The organism is Candidatus Bathyarchaeota archaeon (assembly GCA_026014745.1).
Classification (GTDB): Archaea; Thermoproteota; Bathyarchaeia; order Bathyarchaeales; family Bathycorpusculaceae; genus Bathycorpusculum.
The window spans coordinates 1,095,025-1,114,104 of record JAOZHS010000001.1 but is presented as its reverse complement, the minus strand read 5'-3'; the positions used below and the strand labels follow the sequence as shown (position 1 = coordinate 1,114,104).

Genomic DNA, 19,080 nt, shown 5'->3' with positions numbered 1-19,080 from the left:
CTCCCGCGTCGCTATTTTTTTTCTAGAACCGCAGCAAACTGTACATAACAGGAGGGGTCAACGTCTTTGGCGTTGGCAACCTCATAGATGGTCAGGTCTAAGTTGCCTAGGTTGCTTTGTACCCGCTCAAGCAGGCGAGGCACATCATAGAATCGGGAGTGATAAACTTGCCACTGCCTAACGCAGAAGAGTCGTGCTTCCATTTCAAAGTCAAAGCCCTTTGGGATACAAACGGGGTTAGTTTGAATCGCGTATTCTCTAAACAAGTAGAGGGGCACGATGCAGAGGCGACCGTGGCTGCGTAGAACTCGGTTGGCTTCTTTTATGAACCGAATGTCAGCGTCGTGTTCAAAGTGTTCAAAGGAACAGTGCATACCGATTTTTGAGAAGAAGCCATCTGCTGTGGGGAGGTTGCAGGCATCTCCACCGATGGTTTTGCCATGCAGCCCATCTGGGTATATGAGGTCTTGGCGGTAGGAATCACAGCCGTAGATGCTGCGGTAGATTTCTGGGGTGGGGGATTCGCCGTTGGCTATATCCACGTAGACGTCACCTTGGTTGAGGTTAAGGAGTTTGGCGGCTATGTAGTGTTCGAGGGATTTCTCAGGGAAGTTGGGTGCTTTGCCCGCTTTGTAGTAGTGGATGTATTGGCTGTAGTTTGCTTGGTTGAGGTAGTGGCGGTAATCCTCTACGTCGATGACGTAGGGTTTTATTCTGATTTGGTTCTGTTTGAGAGAACAGGTGATTTCTGCGGCTATCTGAGGTGTACAGTTTACGCGTTCTTTAATTTTGGCATGTTCGATTTGGTTGTAGTAGTGGTTCCAAAAAAATTGATTTTTGAATTTGTAGTTTAGGAAGGGCCCGATTCGTCCTAAAACGCCTGTTTCCGTTGTCATACGTGCATTTTTCCTAAAATTTTTAATTTAATTCAAACATGCTTGCAAGCGCTCAAAAACGCCAAATGCCACTCAGGGGTTATGTAGCATTTTGTTAAGCGGCTGAAGACATTTACCAATTTACCTTAACAATTCTTGTTAATTCTGCTTTGCATGCCCGCTGTTAAAGTTTGCAAGACGCGTTAATGGATTTTTCAAAAACCTATAAAATAGATCCAGCGTACCCTGTTTTTCGAAATTCAGGAAGAGAGAAAAATGAAAACAACAAAAATACGCAATACTCTGCATATCCTTAGCGCCAAAAAGCTCTCCAAGCCACTCGTCGCCTGTCTCACAGCAATCTTTGTCATAAGCATGATTTCAGCAATCGCAACCGTACCCGAAACCAACGCTACAGTCTCAGCATCCATGGCGCTCCACACGTCAGGATCACAGATCCTTGACGCCAACGGAAACGTCGTTTACCTTCGCGGCGTAGGCCTCGCAGGATTCGCCCCAGACCTAATCCTTTGGGACCCTAGCAGCAGTGACAGTTGGGCTGTCCAATGGAACTATAGCCCAACCTCCACGATGGACGCAACCTTCGCAGCAATGCAGTCAGAATGGCACATAAACATGATTCGCGTCTTTATCCTACCCAGCTGGTATTACCAAGATAACATTGTCCCCGCACAAGAAGACGGCAGCTACTCATCAAAAACCACAGCTATCAGCACCCGCGCCTACCTCCAAACGCTCTGCGAAGAAGCAGGCAAATACGGCATCTATGTCGACATCGTCCCCTACCAGCTTACTCCATACGCTGGGTCATTCGGCGGAGACACTTATGCATCACCAAACATGGCTGGTGCCCAAGGTCTGCCAATGTTGGGCTGGGACAGCGCAGGTCAAAGCTTCCTCAACAACGCAGGCTACGCAGGCAACGAACAAGCCTTCTGGGCATGGTTCTGGAGCGACATGGCAACCACACTCAAAGACTATCCCAACGCAATCTTTGAAGCATGGAACGAACCACAATTAGGCAGTGACGTTGACGCAATTCCAGCAGCATACATGACCTACCTTCAGACTATGTACAATGCAATCCGTGGTACAGGTTCAACAAACATCATCATGATGCAATGGCACATGGGCTGGATGCCAAACGGCTACGGCTCAACTCTTGGCTGGGCAAACCAAATCGACGACGCAATCAACCCAACAAACCTCGTCTACACCACACACTTCTACTATCACGCACCAAGCGACTTAACAGCATACTGGGCAACCGACTACAACACACTCAAAACACAGATACAAACTGGCATTGACGGCATGGGCGTTGTTGCTCCACTTGTCATCAACGAAGAAGGCTCCTGCTTAGTAGCATCAAGCAACTATCAGGCCGACTACACTTGGTGGCAAAACCTCGTCTTAGCACAACGCGACTTAGGCATAGGCGCAGGCGCATACTACTGGCTCAGCGACGCAGGCTTAGGCGGCGTCTACTCAGGCGAATCTTTACTCTCCACTGGCGTAGGTTACACACCCAACACAATGGGTCAAGCCTACATCAACGCATACAACGGTCCAACCGTTACTGTAACACCGACACCTACCGCGACACCAACCCCAACTCAGACGCCTACACCCACTGAGACTCCAACACCCACAGCTACTCCAACAACTGAACCAACCGCTACACCCACCCCGACACCTGAACCAACAACCACCCCAACACCAACCCCTGATAACCAAACCCAAACTGACCAACCAACCCAACCACCAACCTCAGACTCTAACGGCAACAACCAACCATACCAACACTACTACCACAGATTCTGGTTCATGCGCTTCTACTGGCACCACTACCACATGTGGTTCCACGGCTGCTAATGAGCAGCAACCCATCCCCTTTTTGTTTTTTAAAACTCATTTTTTCCAGCATGAAGCTGCCCATTCATAAACCCAAAAGTCCACGCAGTCAATTTTAACCCAAAATGCAGGGGCAACAAAAACACCTGTTTCTGCCGCAAAAACCGATACGCCACAAAAGAATAAAACAGTCCCGAAAAAAACCCCGCCATCGGCGACATACCAGCCAAACTAAACGCGCCACGAGTCTGCAGATAACTCTTCTGGGAACCGTAACCATACCAGTAGTATTTTTTGAGGAGGTCACGGGGTTTAGATAAGCCGCCATGAAACTCGTATAGTTCCGCGGTGTTGGGCTTAATTTTCCAGCCTGCACTTAATATACGTAAAATAAGGTCGGTGTCTTCGCCTGCGCCACGGATTGATTCATCGAAACCGTGAACTTGCTGAAGCGCCTCAGTACGGAAGCAGGTGCCGCCTGTGCCTATGAGTTTATCGTTTTTTAGTAGGAGTGGTTTGGGTTTGCCGTAGATTTTTTGGTTTACAATGTAGGGGGCAACTTCGAGGTTTAGCATGAGGTTGCCTGGGACCGTTTTGAAGATGCCTGCGGTTATTGCGACGTCGCGGTTTTCGTCAAGCACCGCGAGTTGGGTTTGGATGTAGTTTGCGGTGAGGATTTCGTCTGCGTCCACGAAGAGGACGTATTTGCTGTTGGCTTCTTTGAGTATAAGGTTTCGGGCGTGCCCCAGTCCCATCTTTGGCGTCTTAATCGCTTTAACGCGGTCTCCCAAGGCTTGGGCGTATTTTTGGATGATTTTGGGGGTTTGATCTTGGCTGCCGTCATCGACAAATATAATCTGAACTTGCTCGGCTGTGAAGGTTTGGTCAAGGATACTTTCCACGGCGTTGGTTAGCATAGCTTCACCGTTTCGTACGCAGATGCCGACGGTGACCTGGAACGTCATGGTTGATCAGCTAACTTCTCAGGATTATGTCCATACCCGTTGAGGTGCGCGCCACAGAACCCAAAAAGCCACGCAAACCGCTTATACGTATAATGCACTGGTAAAAGAAAAAAAGACTTTTTATGCGTCATTAGATACGCCCAGGGGCACCGCAAAATTCCAGCCATGAAACCGCCCAGCGGCGTCAACTTCCAAACAATCACTGAGTCGGGATCCTTGTGAAAGATGTAGTGGGCTCCACGTCCATACCAGACATATTGATTCCAGAGCGAAAGCCATGACATCCGCGTGGATTCAGTGAATTTTTCTTCAGTTGTTGCCAGTTCCCATCCGCTGGCTCGAACTCGGAACGCCACTTCAGTGTCTTCTGCGGCTCCATTGATGGCAGTGTCAAAGCCTCCGACGCCACGCACGGCCTCCACCCGATAAATCGCGCCCTCTGCACCAGGCAAATATCCCAGCTTTGAATTCGTCTGTTGCCCATACAGGGAGTCCACGGCGTACACGATATTTTCCATGTCTGCGACAAAACCGTATCCGATGTGGACGTTGTATCTGCCCGCTGCGATGGCAACATTGGAGTGGGTTTCCATATAGTGAACTTGGTTGGCGACGTAATCTCTGGGCAGCGTCATATCAGCGTCAAGCCAAACGATGTATTTGCCGCGGGCTTGCTCTACAACTATTTGGCGGGCAAACCCGAGGCCGCTGTTTTCCTTAAGCATCCGAACCCTAAACGCGGTGGTCTTCAACATTTTTTGGGCGATTGTAAGGGTGTCGTCGCTACTGTTACCATCAACCAGGATAACCTCCAACTCTTGTGGCGGAAAGGTTTGGGCTATGAGGCTGTTTAGCGCTTTTTTTATGAGGGTTGAGGCGTTTTTGACGCATAACCCCACTGTAACTGTAATCGACTGCAACTGAGCGCCTCAAATCAGTTTTTGCTCCCTCAGCAACTGCTCATTTAACCCAAACCGTGACTCCTCAATTGGTCTCCAAGCCCTAAACTTCCGATTCAGAATAAAAGAGGTAAGCGCCGTCAACAAAATCAAATTATTCTGAAGCAACTCTAACGCGGTTGTACGGGTCTTCTTAACAACCAGCAACACAGCAACACCCAAAATCAAGATGCCCCCAAGCGATGGATACATAACCATAACTGCAACCGACAAAATAAGAAACGCAACCAAAAACAGTGGACTAAAAATGTGAAGATAAATCTCTGGAAGCGCAATGCGTTTGGGAAACGCTAACTTACCCTGCAAAAACAGCTTCAGGCATCTTGCACAGAGTTTCTGGAGATGGCTTGCGCGGCGAATTTTTATGGAGATTTTGTTTCGATAAACAGTGGGGCTAAGCGTGAAAAACCCCGTGTCAGGTATGAGGAGTGCACGTTGGTTTTTCTGGATAATATCCAGCGCAGTTCCTGAGTCATCGGTCGCATGGTTAAATTCTTCGAGGATGCTGCGTTTGAATGCTGCAAACCCGCCCTGAAAGAAGAGGGTAGAGTGCACTTTGGATTCGCCGATTCTTATCGCTTGGATGTTTTGGTCATAGAATTGTTCGCCCAACGTTACCCATGTGGCTGTGGGGTTAAGCAAAAACTCCCTGCCAGTGATAGCGCCAACGTTGGGATCGGAGAGGTAAGTGAGGGCTTTGTTTAGTATGTCATGAGGCCAAAAGCAGTCAGCGTCCGAGAGAATCACCACTTCGGCGGTTACGGTTTTGAGGGCTTTGTTTAAGCATGCGGTTTTGCCAAGGTGAACTTTGCTGTCAAAAACCGTGATTTTAGGCAGGGGATTAGCCGCGATGTAGCGGTTAACTTCGCTTAGGGTGCCGTCGCTTGAGCAGTCGTTGACTATGATTATTTCCATTTTATCTTTGGGATAGGTGACTTTGGCGAGGTTCTCAAGTTTTAGCCGAATAATTTTTTCTTCATTAAACACAGGAATTAAAACGGCAGTTGAGGGCACATAGTCAGCGTTTATGTTCAGGTTCCAAGATGCGACGGAGCGTTTCTTCATGTACAGAAAGTAGCTACCGGGAACACCGAAAAACAGTAGCCCCACAATTATCCAAACTGCAAGAAGAATAACCAACAAAAAAACCTCAAACACACAAAAAAATATGGCTCAGGCATAAGCGTTGGGGAAAGGGTGACCTTCCCGGAAAATTCGAAATGTTTCAGTTGCATGGGACTCCTTAGAGACACCCAAGACTACGCCGCTTACGCCCTCCAAACCTGCCACGTAACTGATGGCTTCGGAGGGTTTAAGGTACCCCGCTGCGAGGACACTCATGGCGATAACTTCAGCGTTGCCAACACGGTTTAGGGCTTCTTCGCATTCCCGCTTTGAAGGGCACATTTGAAAGCCGACTTTGTTAAAAGAAGCAGTTAACGTTAACTTGTCCAAATCTATGCTCCATTCTCTAAACTTGTTCACAAGGTAGGGGAAATTTCGTGTTTCAAATCCTGCCCGCAACCCGCGGTCTTCAACGAATTTTATGTAGGCTTTAAAGAGCGCTTCCATGTCTAGCGCTAAAGCCATATCTGTCACCAACTCCTGCAGCATCAAAGACTTCAAGAAAACATTCCCGTTGACGACTGCTTTTAGCCTAGACAACTCATAAGCCGCATAGGTTTTCAGCAACGCCGAGGGGTTGAGGCCTAAAATGCCGCCCATGTTAACTGCTACGTCTCTTTTGTTTGAACGCAACAGTTCTTTGGCGAGATTCTTTGCTAAACCCGCCACGCCACCTGTCTGCGTCGACTTCCGTACATACTCATAGGCGTAGGGAATCAGAGCGTAAAGGGCACAACGAGGGGTTTTGGGGTTGATATTTAAGTTTTTGAGGATTGCTAAGGTGGCTTCGTCAACGGAGAACATGAAGCCGTCTGCGCCGTTTGCTAAGCAGAGCTCTACAAGGTGGGCTGCTTGCTGAGTGTTTTCTTGCTGTTGTTCGGCGCTGCGGAGGCGTGCTCTGGTCTGGGAGAGGTGGCTGATTCCATGGAAGGGGTTGTCCCCGACTAGGAGGTTTAGCGTTTTTGGGGTCATTTGCTGCTTTGTCTCCGTACCTGTTCAATTAAGAAATCGACGTTTAGGGTGCTTTCAAAACTGGCGCGTGCAGGGTGACCCATAGCTATGGAGTCAATGAAATGTTTGTTTTCACGGTAATATTCAGGTCCTCCAAGCAGGTACCCCACGTTATCGTCTAAATCGTGCCGATACCACGTTTTGGGTGATTCCCCGTTTAATTCCAGTTGGACTTCATCATCGTTGACTTTCAGGGTGCCCTTGGTTCCATGAATTGAGAGGCCGAACTCGGGCATTCGGTAACCGCTTTTACGCCAGGACACCTCAAAAATCCCCTGCAAATTATCCGACCCCGACACGCCAAAGCTAACGTCATCTTCGGAATCCTGGGCGATTCGTGAGTTTACCTGCGCAAAATCAACCACTAAATCCCCAAAAAACCAAGAAGCTAAATCCACTACATGCGAACCCAAATCATCCAAGGCGCCACCTCGGGCTTTAGATATGTTTGAACCCTCGGGCACATCAGCGAAATCTGAGGAGAAGGCATAGCCGCTAAAAGAGAGCAAATCCCCAAGAACATGATGGTCTAGGATTGTTTTGGCTTGGTTGAAAGTTACCGAGAAGCGTTTCATATAGCCGACCATATTTACGCCCAAATGCTCCTGGGCTAATCGGCATAATTCGAGCGAGTGCTTGTAGTTGGAGGTGAGAGTTTTTTCGACAAATACGTTTTCGGCGAGTTTTTTAGTGCAGATTTCTCTGATGATCGGGTAATGGGTTGGTATGGGCGTTAACACGTAGATTGCGTCGAGCCCAAGCCCCGAAAGTTGGTCTATGTCATCGGTGACGGTTACCTTGTGGATGGTGTGTTTTGCTATGGTTCGGATGAGACGGCTTTTATCGCAAAGCGCCGTGACCTTCACGTTGGGAAAAGTGTTTAGCAGACAGGCGTGCATGATACCCATTTTGCCTAAGCCTACAACGCCGATTTTTAGCGTCCACTCTTTAGGTTCCATAAACGTTAACTCCAAAATTAGACTCAACCGTAGCCAAACAGTGCATTGATTTTGGTTAAAAAATTAGATTGTGAAGCTTTCTGCCATAATCCGCTTCATGATGCCTAAACCGTGCCTTAGTTTAAGCTTCTTTTCGCCCAGTCGGTCTCTGTAATCAATGGGGACCTCAGCGATTCGGTAGCCTCGACGTTCAACAAGCGAATTCATCTCTGCCTCCACGTCAAAGCCCTTGCTTTTCGGTTTCCAGTTGTTGAGGATTTCGCTTCTTACAACTCGTAAACCTGAGAGGGGGTCTTCGAGTTTTACGCCGTTCATCATGTATTGAGCGAACGCGAGGAGTCGGTTTCCGACGTAGAAGGGGTTGGTTATGGATTTGGAGAGGTTGTATTTGCCTTTGAAGCGGTTGCCTATGACCATACCAACTTCGGGGTCCTGTTCGAGGATCTCAAGCATTTGAGGGATGTAGCCTGCGGGGTAGGTGTAGTCTGCATCGGTGAATACTACGTAGGGCACTTTGGTTTGCAGTAGCCTAAACCCTTGAAACAAGGCGTCGCCTTTGCCTTTGCCTTCTTGGAGTAACACGTCGGCACCCATGTTTTTGGCTATCTCGATTGTTCGGTCAACGCTTTTCCCGTCAACAACCATCAGGTAAGGGTTGTTTAGGACCCGCTGCATTTCATCGATGGTTGGCCCAATCCCTGCTTCTTCATTTAGCGTAGCTATTATCACAGAGATGCTTGAGTGTATTTCAGTCATTAGAAAAAGTCTCCAAAAAGCCGAAAGTCGGGTTAAGATTTACTCGGGGAAACAAACTTTTAAAGAGGTAAGGATGAAACATCCCGAAAAAAACATGGATGTTCTATACTCTTCTGCTAATCGTCTACACAGAAAACTGTTAACTTGCCCCCACAACTAACGCAGAAACTGCATCCACAACGTAGTCAACCTGATTGTCGCTTAAACCCACATGCATGGGCAAAGCAACTGTTTGGGCAAGCGTTTTTTCCGCAGCCGCCAAACTGCCATAGGAGACGGCGCCGTGCTTTTGGTATACTGGTTGCATGTGACAGGGAGGATAGAAAATGTTTCCAGATTCAATGCCGTAGTCTTCCCAGAGTCGCCGTACAAGCGTTGCCTTGTTGAGAGCCTCGCCAAGAATGAGCGGGTACTTGTAGTAGCTGCATCTGCAGCCTCTTCCACATTTTACTATGGAAACCCTGTTGAGTTTGCTAAATGCTTTGTTGTATGTTTGAGCGATCTGGTTGCGTCTCTGGATGAATTCTTCAAGCCGCCTTAGTTGATGAATTCCTAGTACGCCTGAGAGTTCATGTAACACCATGTGGCGACCTACGTCTACAAAGTTGGTTTTACCCGAGCCTGAACCATAGAAACGGTATTGCCGTGCAAACGCTCCGAGCTCAGTGTTGTTGGTAACCATCATGCCGCCTTCCCCCGTAGTTAGCACCTTAGTGGGGGTAAAGGAGAATACGCCTGCATCGCCAAAGGTACCTACCTTTTTGCCGTTTACAGTGGCACCGAGGGAATGTGTGGCATCTTCAATTAAGAACAGCCCATGTTCGCGGCAGATTTCCATAATTTTATTTAAGTCAGGGTTTGGGAAGCCTGCGATGTGTGTTAGGATGACGCCGCGGGTTTTGCAGGTGAGGTTTTCTTTGAGGCTACTAGGGTTCATGGAAAGGGTTTCAGCGCGGATATCTGCAAAGACGGGTTTGGCGCCGACTGCTACGACACTGTTAGGTACTGAGATGAAGCTGTTAGTGCAAACCACCACGTCGCCAGTGCCTACGCCGAAGTATCGTAGGGCGGTTTCGTATGCGCTGGAGTCTGAATCAAACGCTATTGCACTTCCAACGCCCAGGTATTGGGCGGCCATGTTTTCGAATATGGCTACGTTTTTGCCGTTGCGGAATTGTCCTTCTTCGAGGACTTCTTTGAAGTCTGCTAGAATGGGTGCTATGTCTTCTGGTGGAAAACAGGGTTTTGATGACCGAATAAGGGGTTTGCTCATAGTCCTCAGCCTAAAAGGTGTATCTTACGGTGAAAAGATGCAGCGTTTCATCAAGTATGGCGTGGATAACCTGCCATGTTGGGTTAAGGTATAGGCGGTGAAAAATGAATCCGAACTGAAGTCGCCGCTTTCTTAGCGGCCTAAGGTAGAGGGTGTTGCCATGTTTGCTAACGGTCCAGTAGTGAACATCTTCGCCATAGAGCAATTCATTAAACCATGAAGGGCACTGCAGATATCCATGCTTAGCCACCCTTTTTAGCTCCAAAAAAAGCCTTGTCGGCTCCTCTAAATGCTCAAGCAAATAATAACTTGTAACGAACTCGAAGGCGCCGTCCCGAAAAGGCAACGCTAAACAGCTACACATAACAAATGGTTTCCCATCCGTTACAAGCCCCTTCATGCTGCGGTCAGGCACAGGCTTCACGTTGAGGTCACAGAGCACATTTGCTTTAGGGAAAGGTTTTGCGCCGCAAGCCACATCCAGACACAACGCCTCACCATCATGATTGGCAATGATTTCGCCGAGTTTTTGTTTACCATATTTGAAGCGGTCCAACTCGGATTTTCGTATAGGAAAACGCTCAGCGGGAGCTTTGTATTGATTTTTGCTGGGCATTCTCAAACACGTCATGTCTATGATTTCAGCTGTTTGATTGAGGCGTCTAAGGCGTGGCGGATGTAGGCTACGTTTTCTTTAGTTATGCCATAATGCATCGGTAAAGACATCACTTGGGGCAAAACGCGTTCTGAGGCGGGTAAATCGCCTTCTTTAGTGCCCCAGTTTTCTTTATAGTAGGGTTGGAGATGACAAGGAGGATAGTAAATGTGACCAGTTTCCACACTGAATTTTTCCTTGAGGATTTCGCCCAGTTTAATGCGGTCAATACCGTCAGCCAACTTCACCACAAACTTGTAGTAGCTATGACGAAAACCCTGCGGCACCCTAAAAACTGATACGCCTTCAACCTCACTTAAGGAGTTGGCATACCACTCTGCGATTTGGTTGCGTCTATTCACCAACTCATCGAGACGCTCCAATTGATGTTTCCCCACAACTGCAGCCATCTCGTTTAGCCGCCAATTATACCCAAGCTTTACCATCAACCGATTCTTATCCTGCCCATACGTTCGCAGGCAACGCGCTGTTTGGGCAAGTTCTTCGTTGTCAGTTGTTATCATGCCGCCCTCGCAGGAAGTCATCACTTTGGTGGGATAAAACGAGAAGCAGCCACTGTCCCCAAACGACCCCGCCTTCTGGGTACCTTTTAGGGCGCCATGTGCGTGGGCGCAGTCTTCAATAAGAAACATGCCCTTATCGTGGCAGAACTCTTTGAGCTCCTCAATTTGGGGGCAAACTAAGCCTGAAAGATGCACAACGATAACGCCTGCTGTGTCCCCGGTGACTTTGCGTTTAATGTCTTCCACGTCTGCACCTAACGTGTCTGGATTCATATCCGAGAAGACAGGTTTGCCGCCCGCGAATACAACGGCGTTTGCGGTGGCAACAAAAGTGTTGGTAGGCACAATCACTTTTCGATCGTTTAGTCCGAAGTGACGCATGGAAATCTCAAGAGCAGCGGTGCAGCAGCTTACTGCGATGGCGTATTTGGAGCCGTTGTATTTTGCGAATTTTTCCTCAAACTCTAACACATGGGGACCATCAGTTAATCTGCCGCTTTCCAGCACGCCTCGTAGGTCCGTTAGGATTTGGTTGAGGCTCTCAGGTGAGAATGCGGGGGAAGATGCTGAAATCGTCATTTTTGAAACCTCAATTGGTGTTACCATGGTTTTCCGCCTACACAAAACAAGTAATCCACAGCTGAAAGATTAGATACGAATCCGTCATGAGCCTGAGTGTAGATTGGATGCTTGAATTCTTGAAAAATCAAGTTAATCCCCTCCTGGCGGAAACGTTCATCGTTAATGTAGACTTTGCCGCCTCTGCCGGCAAGCTGAGTGTCTGCACCGATTTTTTTGCACTGTGCAATAATTAGTTCGCTTTTTTTGCCCTTTGCACCCAACTTGGAGCTTAAAACAAGCGGTGTGTCGATGCCTAAAAAGTGCATTATGCCTCGAATGACATGCATGTTGAGGTCGATAAGGTAAGTCCATTCTTGCATGTAGGTTTCCTCAAAAAAGTCTGCGTAGTCATTCCAGTGGGGTGCTTTGCAGTAGCCGTGTTTGAGGGTTAACCAGTGTCGACTGTTCCATTTTGGTTCGGCTCTGTTGGCGATTCGAACTTCGTTAATGCGTATGGGCCATTTGGCGTGTTCTACGGGGACAGTGAGCCATCTTACTCCGTCGACGGTCATTATGCGGTTGCGGTTGGTGAAGCCCTGATGCTCATACTGCACGTTATCCTCTATGATAAATACGTCGCAGCGTCGCAACTTATCAAAGAAGCCCAGCCACGGCAGATAATTCGGCTGGTGCCCCGCAACAATCATTGATTCCGTCGCCACTATGGAGAATTCAACCTTTCCACATAACGTACAACTTCAAATGCTTCAGCCGCAGGCAAACTAACCTGGCTCCCCCTAAACGAAGCCAAATTCACCATCGACTCATAAGTAATGTATCGTTTAGTTTTCTGCGAAAAATGGCATTTAAGCGCTTTCCACTTGTCGCTAACGCTGTTTGTTATGTCAATAAAATAGGTGGGTGCAAACATCGAAGTAACCCTGGGCGTCTCGTAGGCTAAAAGCTGTGGTGCATTCCTAAACGCAGACATCGACACCCAGCCGACTTGCCTGTGGTCTTGATGGATGTCGTTGATGGTGTGGGTTAGGATGGTTTCGGGTTTATTGGCGATGTAGAAGGCTTCTAAGAAGTCTATGGCTTGGCGTGAGCATGGAATTTCGGTGTCGGGAAAATCGCCGAAATAAACCTCGTTAACCCCCAGCAGGGCTAAGGCTTCGATGCTTTCTTTGGGGCGGACTTCGGGGTTGCCGCTCTGTTCGCCTTTGGACATGAAAACGGCTATGACGCGTTTGCCCATTTTTGATGCTGTACGGATGGTTCCGCCGCATCCTAATTCTATGTCGTCTGGGTGGGCGCCGACCGCTAAAATGGTGTTTGATCTAAGAACCAAAATGAAACCTCCAAATTATTAGAATGAGGGTGTCTCCATCTTGAGCCACAAACTCACGTAACGCTGATTATACGTCATGCTGCCTGTGGTCCCGTTATAGAGGTACAACTCAAAAAACAGGTTGCCGTAAAAACCCCACCTAATAGTGTCTAAAGAAAGTGTTGTCGACTCCACAGGTATGGTTTCGTTGTTTAGGGTGATGGTTTGAACTATTAAGCGGTTTATGGTGTGGGGTTTCATCTCGTAATGAAAAGATATGTCCAGCGGCATCTCCAAGGTTTCTCCGTCAGCAACAAAAAAGGTGATGCTACCCAAGGCGGGTAATTCGCTGGCGGTTTGGTTGAAGCTGTCAGGTCCAGATTGAGATTGGTTACGGAACTTCATTTCCAGCGTGTAATAGCCACAGGCGTCCAGATGGTTCGCCACGTTCACGTAGTAGTGGTAGGTTGTGTCGACGGTTACGTTGTAGGGGTAGGTGGCGTTGTGGTAGGGTCCAAGCAGCCATATCTCCGTGAAATAGTCGGTCTGCGGAGCCACAACCACCCTTTCGATAGTGGGCGACGCAACAAGCAACGCTGCAACTACCATGATGATAAGCAACACGCCCCTATACTGCTGTAATGCCATGGGGAGGGCTCCTTTGTTTTTTACCTAAACTTATCCAAATTGCAAAACCAGCACCCAAAAGCGCCACCGAAGACACCAAAGAAACCAACATAACCAACACGCCCTGAGTGTTAGCTTGCTGGGTTGCTTCCGCTTGTGTGTTGACTTCTGCTTCAAAACCGTTAAGCTGGGTTCTGCTTTGTGTGGCGAAGTTGGCGGCGTCATCGTAACTTTCTGCGGCATACGCTAATTCCGCTTTAGACAACAAGGCTGCGGCGTCGTTTAGGGTTTGGGTTAAGGCTTCAACGTTGGCGCCCGAGTCTTCTAATTGTTGCGTTGCCTCGTAGCAGGTTCTAAGCGTGGCTTTTGCGGAGTTTATGGCGGATTGTGCGCTGCCTTCGCTTGCGGCTACAAGTGGACTTATCTGTGAGACCGCAAAAAACAAGATGACCAATGCTGCTAGAAGTCTTGTTTTGTGCATGTTAGCTCTCCAGGTCATGGAAGGTGTTTTCCGTTGAAAGGAGGGCGTAGGGTTTTGAGGGGCAGAGTGTCTCGAGGTTTTTGCGTTTGGTTGAGAAGTCGTTTAGGCGTTTCTCGATGGTTTTACTGTACCGGGCATAGTCTTTGTAGGCGTCGAGGTACTGTTGCCCTTTAAACGTTAAGAAGTAGCGTTGATTGTGTTTTTTGTATTCCACCAGCGAAGCCTCCACAATCTCGGCTAAGTACCGCTGTAACACCTTGTAGCTTAGGTTCGCCTGATACATGATCTGGGTTTTTTTAGCTTCCCTGCTAGCTACGTTTAAAATGTCAGCGATGATGTCTAAACGGTCCCTATAAGTTCCCATCAAAATCCCCAAATTAATTGATGTGCAGCCAGCCGCGGCCACTTTTTTTCTTCTGCTGCTTTACTTTAACTGAAAACGTGTAGCCTTCGCGTCTTCGGCGTTTCTGGGCTGGGTGGGTGATGTTGTCTTTTACGAATTTGGTCCATCCGCCCACATGCGGGTCAGGGGGGATGTAGCGTTCCGCGTTCTCTATTTCGTGCTGTCGAAGGATATCTTTGAAGTTGAGTGCTTTAAAGTCGCGGGTGGCATGAATAACTGTGCCCTTATCGATGTAGAGGCTCCAGTAGTTGTCGATGGCGATGCCTTCCGCGCGGACTTTATCGTCAACACGTTCCCGCCAAAGCTTTTTCCATTCCCCTCTTAATTCTTCAACAAGTTCTTTCTGATTTAGCGCCACAGATAAAACAATCCCTCCGTGGTAGAAGCGGATAGCAAACGTTTTTTTATGTTAAAAAACCGATTAAAACAGATGCTGAGGCTAAAACCTCAAACAATAGGACAGTGTAGGCTGGCTTATTTAAAGAGCAAGGAAAAATTGTTCTAGTTTTATTTATTACGCTTCAGCGGTTTTCTGTATTTTTCGACTAAAATGCGTTGATTTTTTGTTTGTTTAACATAGAACAAGGCTGGATTTGTGATAGACAACGGCTGCTTTGGCGGTTTTTTGGCTTAAAAGCTACAAAACAGTTAGCGATGCAGGTCTAATAAGCATTACTTTTCCTCTGCAGGGGGTTTTTGAACCTTTAAATTCTTCGTCAGCTATAGAGTCTGCTGTGATATTTTATGGCAATGTCAGCGACTGCTAAAGATATTTACGCCCAACAATTCAACACCGTTTATGAAAACGACTCCGCTTCGCGGTGTCTGGAAGGCTTCAAAAAGGGTCTTCCGCCTGTGATTGCGGTGCTCGATGACAAAGACCACTACCTCGGCATGGTCAGCCGGCGCTCTGTGTTGAGGAGTCGACTTGACTTGAGCCGCACCAAAGTCCGCAGCCTCATGACGGTCGCCCCCGAAGTTGCACCAACGGATTCGTTGGGTCGCATCGCTAAGTTGATGATTGGCAGCGGCGTTCGCCAGCTTCCCGTCATCGAGAGAGGCCGCCTCGTGGGGTTTGTCACTGATGAAAGCGTAATCCACTCGGTAGTGGGCGCTGGCTGGGGCAGCAACAAACTTGAATCCATCATGACTCGTGCCCCTCACACACTGGAAGCTAACCGCAGCGTCGGCGCAGTCTTAAGCCTAATGCGGGAATTCGGCATCTCTCACGTGCCAATCATCGAGAAAGGTAAACTTGCGGGTCTGATTAGCCTCCAAGATATCCTTCAGAACCTCTACTTCCCTCAGAGACGCATGGGCAACCAAGATGTTGCAGGCGAACACATCGAAACCTTAGGCGTCCCCGCTAAAGGAATCATGAGCAGTCCTGTCATCACCGCTTCGCCGCAAACTCTGCTCCGAGAAGCCGAAGTCTCCATGCATAACCATGACATTAGCTGTCTATGTGTCACAGATGAAGAACGCCTCGTTGGCATCGTCACTAAACTTGACTTCCTTGAATCCATCAGCCAACTTGAAACCCCCGAACGTCGCTTCACCATACAATTCGGCGTCAAAGACGTCGAAGTCTCCCCCGACCAACAACAGTACATGATGACGGAGTTCGACAGCTTTACCAACCGCTTCCAAGAAACCTTCCAAACAGGCTCGCTTTTTGTCTATATTAAGAGCCACCGTGGAACCAACTTGAGAGATACGCCTATGGTACATTGCCGCCTCCAATTCCGTACCGCTCGAGGGAGCTTCTTCGCAACAGGTGAAGGCTGGGGCGTTGAACCCACATTCAAAGTTGCCTTAGACCGTCTTGAACGGCGTCTGTTGCGGAGTAAGGAGCTGATAAGTAACCCCAAGTACGGTCGCGATTATCTGCGTAAAATGGGGCTTCCTGAAGAGGAACAATAGCTTTCTTCTTCTTTTTCCTTTTTTATTGATTTTTAGCCGCCTAAGAACCAAGTTAGCAGGGTTATAAGGAAACCTAACATGGCATATAAGCCGCCTTTTCGGATTTTAAATCGCCAACTCTTGCGGGTTTCTACCCAAACTCCGATGATAAACATCAAAACAATCGCGGTTATGAAGGAAACATTGACCAAGTCATAAACCGCCACAACATTACGCAGCAATATCAGCGGAAGCAGAATTATCAGGCAAGCCCCAAGATTTAACCCCATATCAAGAAAAATCGTCGCCAAATCATCCTTAACAGGCACCCGCTCTTTTTTCGCATAATCCGCCATACGCTTAAAAACCATAGCCCCTACGCTTGACTTCTCAGTATCATCCAGAATCGAGACATAACCATCTTCTAAATCCTCCGCTATCATCTCTAACCCCTCGCTCTTTAATGCGTCATTTTTGGTATAGCTGGTAATGAGGTTCTTTCTGGAGACCAGAGAATGCTGTTCCCAAGCATAAAAAATGCCATCAACTACCCCCCAAGCGATACAACAAGAAATCGCAGACAAAATAACTGCGTTCACTACCTTGTCTAGAAGTTCTGGATAAGTGTAGATGGCATCGTTGTTTAGAATCCCGAGGAAAACAAGCGTCATAACAACCCCAAAAATTGGTTCCGCAGCAAACCAAAACCGCCCAAAATAATCCGAAAACCCCATAAAAACCCACCCAACCGCTACACGCCTGTGGCAACGGTTGCATAAACCTAAAAGAGAGAACCGTAAGCTGACTCATAAAATGTTGCTACCTCAAAAATACAACCACAAAAACCCCAAAAATCAGTTGTTTGGATTTCGGGTGTGGCTGGCGTTTGGCAGTCACACACCTATAAATCCCCCATGTCTTTACCCATCTATGGGTAACCCCCTAGAGAAGCGGTTTTTTGTCAAAATCTACCCCCCTTAAAGATTTAATCACTCAATTCTTTGACGAAGTAAAGGCAGCCATCAAAGAGTACACAAAAAAGCAAGAAGCCGCCTTCAAACAACGCCTAAAAAAATTACTCGTCATAAGCATCGTAAGTACCGTGCTCTTATCTATCGCGATTACAACAACCGCAGCCGCTTCTCTGTTTTTTCTGATTGGCTTTCTGCGGTACCTTGAAACTTTTCTTCCCCCGTGGCAAGCATGGATGGTCATCGGCGTAACCTCAGCAGCGACCGCGGCGGGACTATTCGGGGGTTTAGCGTTTATAATAAAAAAACAGACCTCAACCCCAAAAGAAGAGCCAACGACAACAATTAACAACCCCCAAGACGCTGTCACCTAAGCACAGGTTCGCGGGGTTCACTGCATTGTTTGGCCTAAAGGTTATCGTTCGTTGAGGAGGTTTTTTCGGCTAAAAATCTCATCCAACTCCTCTTTAGACAACAACTTTCGCTCCAGTGCTACTTCTTTGACTGTGCGTTTCTCTGCCTGCGCCTGCTTAGCAACCTTAGCCGCCTCCAAATAGCCAATTTTAGGCGCCAACAACGTCGCCAGCGATGGGTTCTTTTCAAGGTAACATTCACAGCAGTCTTCATTGACGGTAATTCCGCGGACGCATTTTTCCGTAAACACAGGCAAATAGTTAGTGAGGATTTGGATGCTACTAAGCATATTGTAGGCGACTGCGGGGGTCATGACGTTGAGGTCCATCTGCCCAGCCTGCACCGCCAACGAAACAGCTGTGTCGTTGCCGACCACTTGGTAAGCAACCATGTCAAGGCACTCCGCCATTACAGGGTTAACTTTGCCAGGCATAATCGAGGAGCCAGGCTGCACAGGAGGCAAAACGATTTCGTTGAAACCCGTGGTAGGCCCCGATGCGAGAAGCCGCAGGTCATTGGCAATGCGGATAAGCTCAAGCGCCAACTCTTTGAGACCACTTGAAACCGTCTGGGCGGGACGGTGACTCTGGAGCGCCTCAAAATTGTTAGCGGCAGGTTTAAGCGGGAACCCCGTGAGTTTGGCGAGCTCCGCGATTGCGAGGCGTTTGTAGTCAGGGTGACTGTTAGCGCCCGTGCCAGTTGCAGTGCCCCCTAACGCGACCATGTAGAGGTTTTCTTGGCGACGACGCAACTCAGCAGCAGCATGAGCAACTGCGGAGCCATATGCGCTAAACTCTTGCCCAACCGTCACAGGCACCGCATCCTGCAGATGCGTCCGACCAGACTTAAGCACATGAGCATTCTTCTTCCCCAACTCCTCAAAGGCAGCGGCTAAATCGTCAAGCGCCACCAACAAAGGCTGCAACGCCATCAAAACCGAAACGTGCAGTGCGGTTGGGAAGGTGTCGTTGGTGGATTGTGCCATGTTAACGTGGTCATTGGGACCGAGGCTTTTGTAGTCGCCCTTGGCTTTGCCGAGGAGTTCGAGTGCTCGGTTGGCGAGGACTTCGTTAACGTTCATGTTAAAAGATGTACCTGCGCCAGCTTGATAAACGTCCACAACGAACTGGTCAAGGAATTTGTCTTGGAGGACTTCGTTGCAGGCGGCGATTATGGCTTGGGCAAGTTCAGGTTTAAGCCAGCCCACCTCCATGTTTGCGGTGGCTGCGGCTTTTTTGATGAACACGTAGGCTTTGATGAATACGGCGGGTTCTTTGATGCCGCTTACGGGGAAATTCTCTGTTGCCCTAAGCGTCTGGATGCCGTAGTAGGCTGATTGGGGGATTTGACGTTCGCCTAAAGGATCAATTTCTCTTCGAGTCTCCAAGAGCTAAGTCTCCTGCTGCTCTATGGT

At 48.3% G+C, this 19,080-nt stretch carries 21 protein-coding genes; 3 read left to right on the top strand and 18 right to left on the bottom strand.

The features are described from left to right. Window positions 1-11: 11 nt before the first annotated feature. Window positions 12-896 (bottom strand): class I SAM-dependent methyltransferase, encoded by an 885-nt coding sequence (locus tag NWE92_05905; protein ID MCW4029164.1) that lies wholly within the window; start codon window positions 894-896, stop codon window positions 12-14. 255 nt (window positions 897-1,151) lie between these two features. Here NWE92_05905 and NWE92_05900 point away from each other — a divergent pair, with 255 nt between their 5' ends. After that, complete coding sequence (locus NWE92_05900) at window positions 1,152-2,771, top strand: glycoside hydrolase family 5 protein (protein ID MCW4029163.1); 1,620 nt, start codon at window positions 1,152-1,154, stop codon at window positions 2,769-2,771. Window positions 2,772-2,800: 29 nt separating this feature from the next. Here NWE92_05900 and NWE92_05895 read toward each other — a convergent pair whose 3' ends face one another. The 15 genes from NWE92_05895 to NWE92_05825 all read right to left on the bottom strand — a co-directional run bounded on the left by NWE92_05895 (window position 2,801) and on the right by NWE92_05825 (window position 14,737). Further along, entirely contained in the window at window positions 2,801-3,715 is a 915-nt protein-coding gene (locus NWE92_05895) for a glycosyltransferase (protein ID MCW4029162.1), read from the bottom strand. Next, window positions 3,712-4,635, bottom strand: a complete 924-nt coding sequence (locus NWE92_05890) for a glycosyltransferase (protein ID MCW4029161.1) — start codon at window positions 4,633-4,635, stop codon at window positions 3,712-3,714. Before NWE92_05890 ends, NWE92_05895 begins: the two co-directional genes overlap by 4 nt. A 9-nt stretch (window positions 4,636-4,644) precedes the next feature. Next, entirely contained in the window at window positions 4,645-5,814 is a 1,170-nt protein-coding gene (locus tag NWE92_05885; protein ID MCW4029160.1) for a glycosyltransferase, read from the bottom strand. 33 nt (window positions 5,815-5,847) lie between these two features. After that, the gene (locus tag NWE92_05880) at window positions 5,848-6,771 is read right to left on the bottom strand and encodes a hypothetical protein (GenBank protein MCW4029159.1); all 924 of its coding nucleotides are present in this window, start codon (window positions 6,769-6,771) and stop codon (window positions 5,848-5,850) included. After that, window positions 6,768-7,769, bottom strand: a complete 1,002-nt coding sequence (locus NWE92_05875; protein ID MCW4029158.1) for a Gfo/Idh/MocA family oxidoreductase — start codon at window positions 7,767-7,769, stop codon at window positions 6,768-6,770. Before NWE92_05875 ends, NWE92_05880 begins: the two co-directional genes overlap by 4 nt. Window positions 7,770-7,832: 63 nt before the next feature. Next, on the bottom strand, window positions 7,833-8,525 hold the full coding sequence (locus NWE92_05870) for a glycosyltransferase family 2 protein (GenBank protein ID MCW4029157.1): 693 nt from the start codon (window positions 8,523-8,525) through the stop codon (window positions 7,833-7,835). 139 nt (window positions 8,526-8,664) lie between these two features. Further along, on the bottom strand, window positions 8,665-9,798 hold the full coding sequence (locus tag NWE92_05865; protein ID MCW4029156.1) for a DegT/DnrJ/EryC1/StrS family aminotransferase: 1,134 nt from the start codon (window positions 9,796-9,798) through the stop codon (window positions 8,665-8,667). 10 nt (window positions 9,799-9,808) lie between these two features. Next, window positions 9,809-10,414 carry a class I SAM-dependent methyltransferase gene (locus NWE92_05860; protein ID MCW4029155.1) on the bottom strand — a complete coding sequence of 202 codons (606 nt, stop codon included), beginning with the start codon at window positions 10,412-10,414 and terminating at the stop codon, window positions 9,809-9,811. A gap of 17 nt (window positions 10,415-10,431) precedes the next feature. Then, on the bottom strand, window positions 10,432-11,583 hold the full coding sequence (locus NWE92_05855) for a DegT/DnrJ/EryC1/StrS family aminotransferase (GenBank protein MCW4029154.1): 1,152 nt from the start codon (window positions 11,581-11,583) through the stop codon (window positions 10,432-10,434). Further along, window positions 11,577-12,260, bottom strand: a complete 684-nt coding sequence (locus NWE92_05850; protein MCW4029153.1) for a WbqC family protein — start codon at window positions 12,258-12,260, stop codon at window positions 11,577-11,579. Before NWE92_05850 ends, NWE92_05855 begins: the two co-directional genes overlap by 7 nt. Beyond that, window positions 12,260-12,889, bottom strand: coding sequence for a PIG-L family deacetylase (locus tag NWE92_05845; protein ID MCW4029152.1), 630 nt, complete (start codon window positions 12,887-12,889; stop codon window positions 12,260-12,262). The genes NWE92_05850 and NWE92_05845 overlap by 1 nt, the downstream gene beginning before the upstream one ends. Before the next feature lie 18 nt (window positions 12,890-12,907). Next, complete coding sequence (locus NWE92_05840; GenBank protein MCW4029151.1) at window positions 12,908-13,516, bottom strand: DUF1616 domain-containing protein; 609 nt, start codon at window positions 13,514-13,516, stop codon at window positions 12,908-12,910. Next, on the bottom strand, window positions 13,497-13,994 hold the full coding sequence (locus tag NWE92_05835; GenBank protein MCW4029150.1) for a hypothetical protein: 498 nt from the start codon (window positions 13,992-13,994) through the stop codon (window positions 13,497-13,499). The genes NWE92_05840 and NWE92_05835 overlap by 20 nt, the downstream gene beginning before the upstream one ends. Further along, window positions 13,978-14,340 (bottom strand): winged helix-turn-helix domain-containing protein, encoded by a 363-nt coding sequence (locus NWE92_05830; GenBank protein ID MCW4029149.1) that lies wholly within the window; start codon window positions 14,338-14,340, stop codon window positions 13,978-13,980. The genes NWE92_05835 and NWE92_05830 overlap by 17 nt, the downstream gene beginning before the upstream one ends. A gap of 13 nt (window positions 14,341-14,353) precedes the next feature. Beyond that, window positions 14,354-14,737 (bottom strand): hypothetical protein, encoded by a 384-nt coding sequence (locus NWE92_05825; protein ID MCW4029148.1) that lies wholly within the window; start codon window positions 14,735-14,737, stop codon window positions 14,354-14,356. 386 nt (window positions 14,738-15,123) lie between these two features. Here NWE92_05825 and NWE92_05820 point away from each other — a divergent pair, with 386 nt between their 5' ends. Next, entirely contained in the window at window positions 15,124-16,302 is a 1,179-nt protein-coding gene (locus NWE92_05820; GenBank protein MCW4029147.1) for a CBS domain-containing protein, read from the top strand. A gap of 32 nt (window positions 16,303-16,334) precedes the next feature. Here the strand turns inward: NWE92_05820 and NWE92_05815 are convergent, their stop codons facing one another. After that, window positions 16,335-16,952: a hypothetical protein gene (locus tag NWE92_05815; GenBank protein ID MCW4029146.1), complete on the bottom strand. Its 618-nt coding sequence runs from the start codon at window positions 16,950-16,952 to the stop codon at window positions 16,335-16,337. Between the two features lie 287 nt (window positions 16,953-17,239). Between NWE92_05815 and NWE92_05810 the strand changes: the two genes are divergently transcribed. Then, complete coding sequence (locus NWE92_05810) at window positions 17,240-17,626, top strand: hypothetical protein (GenBank protein MCW4029145.1); 387 nt, start codon at window positions 17,240-17,242, stop codon at window positions 17,624-17,626. A gap of 41 nt (window positions 17,627-17,667) precedes the next feature. Here the strand turns inward: NWE92_05810 and NWE92_05805 are convergent, their stop codons facing one another. Then, window positions 17,668-19,053: an aspartate ammonia-lyase gene (locus NWE92_05805; GenBank protein ID MCW4029144.1), complete on the bottom strand. Its 1,386-nt coding sequence runs from the start codon at window positions 19,051-19,053 to the stop codon at window positions 17,668-17,670. Window positions 19,054-19,080: the final 27 nt, after the last annotated feature.

Coding starts and splice junctions, on each gene's coding strand:
- NWE92_05870 (MCW4029157.1), bottom strand. CDS start 8,525: ATGACTGAAATACACTCAAGCATCTCTGTGATAATAGCTACGCTAAAT.
- NWE92_05895 (MCW4029162.1), bottom strand. CDS start 3,715: ATGACGTTCCAGGTCACCGTCGGCATCTGCGTACGAAACGGTGAAGCT.
- NWE92_05815 (MCW4029146.1), bottom strand. CDS start 16,952: ATGACGCTTGTTTTCCTCGGGATTCTAAACAACGATGCCATCTACACT.
- NWE92_05880 (MCW4029159.1), bottom strand. CDS start 6,771: ATGACCCCAAAAACGCTAAACCTCCTAGTCGGGGACAACCCCTTCCAT.
- NWE92_05875 (MCW4029158.1), bottom strand. CDS start 7,769: ATGGAACCTAAAGAGTGGACGCTAAAAATCGGCGTTGTAGGCTTAGGC.
- NWE92_05830 (MCW4029149.1), bottom strand. CDS start 14,340: ATGGGAACTTATAGGGACCGTTTAGACATCATCGCTGACATTTTAAAC.
- NWE92_05865 (MCW4029156.1), bottom strand. CDS start 9,798: ATGAGCAAACCCCTTATTCGGTCATCAAAACCCTGTTTTCCACCAGAA.
- NWE92_05855 (MCW4029154.1), bottom strand. CDS start 11,583: ATGGTAACACCAATTGAGGTTTCAAAAATGACGATTTCAGCATCTTCC.
- NWE92_05905 (MCW4029164.1), bottom strand. CDS start 896: ATGACAACGGAAACAGGCGTTTTAGGACGAATCGGGCCCTTCCTAAAC.
- NWE92_05860 (MCW4029155.1), bottom strand. CDS start 10,414: ATGCCCAGCAAAAATCAATACAAAGCTCCCGCTGAGCGTTTTCCTATA.
- NWE92_05835 (MCW4029150.1), bottom strand. CDS start 13,994: ATGACCTGGAGAGCTAACATGCACAAAACAAGACTTCTAGCAGCATTG.
- NWE92_05820 (MCW4029147.1), top strand. CDS start 15,124: ATGGCAATGTCAGCGACTGCTAAAGATATTTACGCCCAACAATTCAAC.
- NWE92_05900 (MCW4029163.1), top strand. CDS start 1,152: ATGAAAACAACAAAAATACGCAATACTCTGCATATCCTTAGCGCCAAA.
- NWE92_05840 (MCW4029151.1), bottom strand. CDS start 13,516: ATGGCATTACAGCAGTATAGGGGCGTGTTGCTTATCATCATGGTAGTT.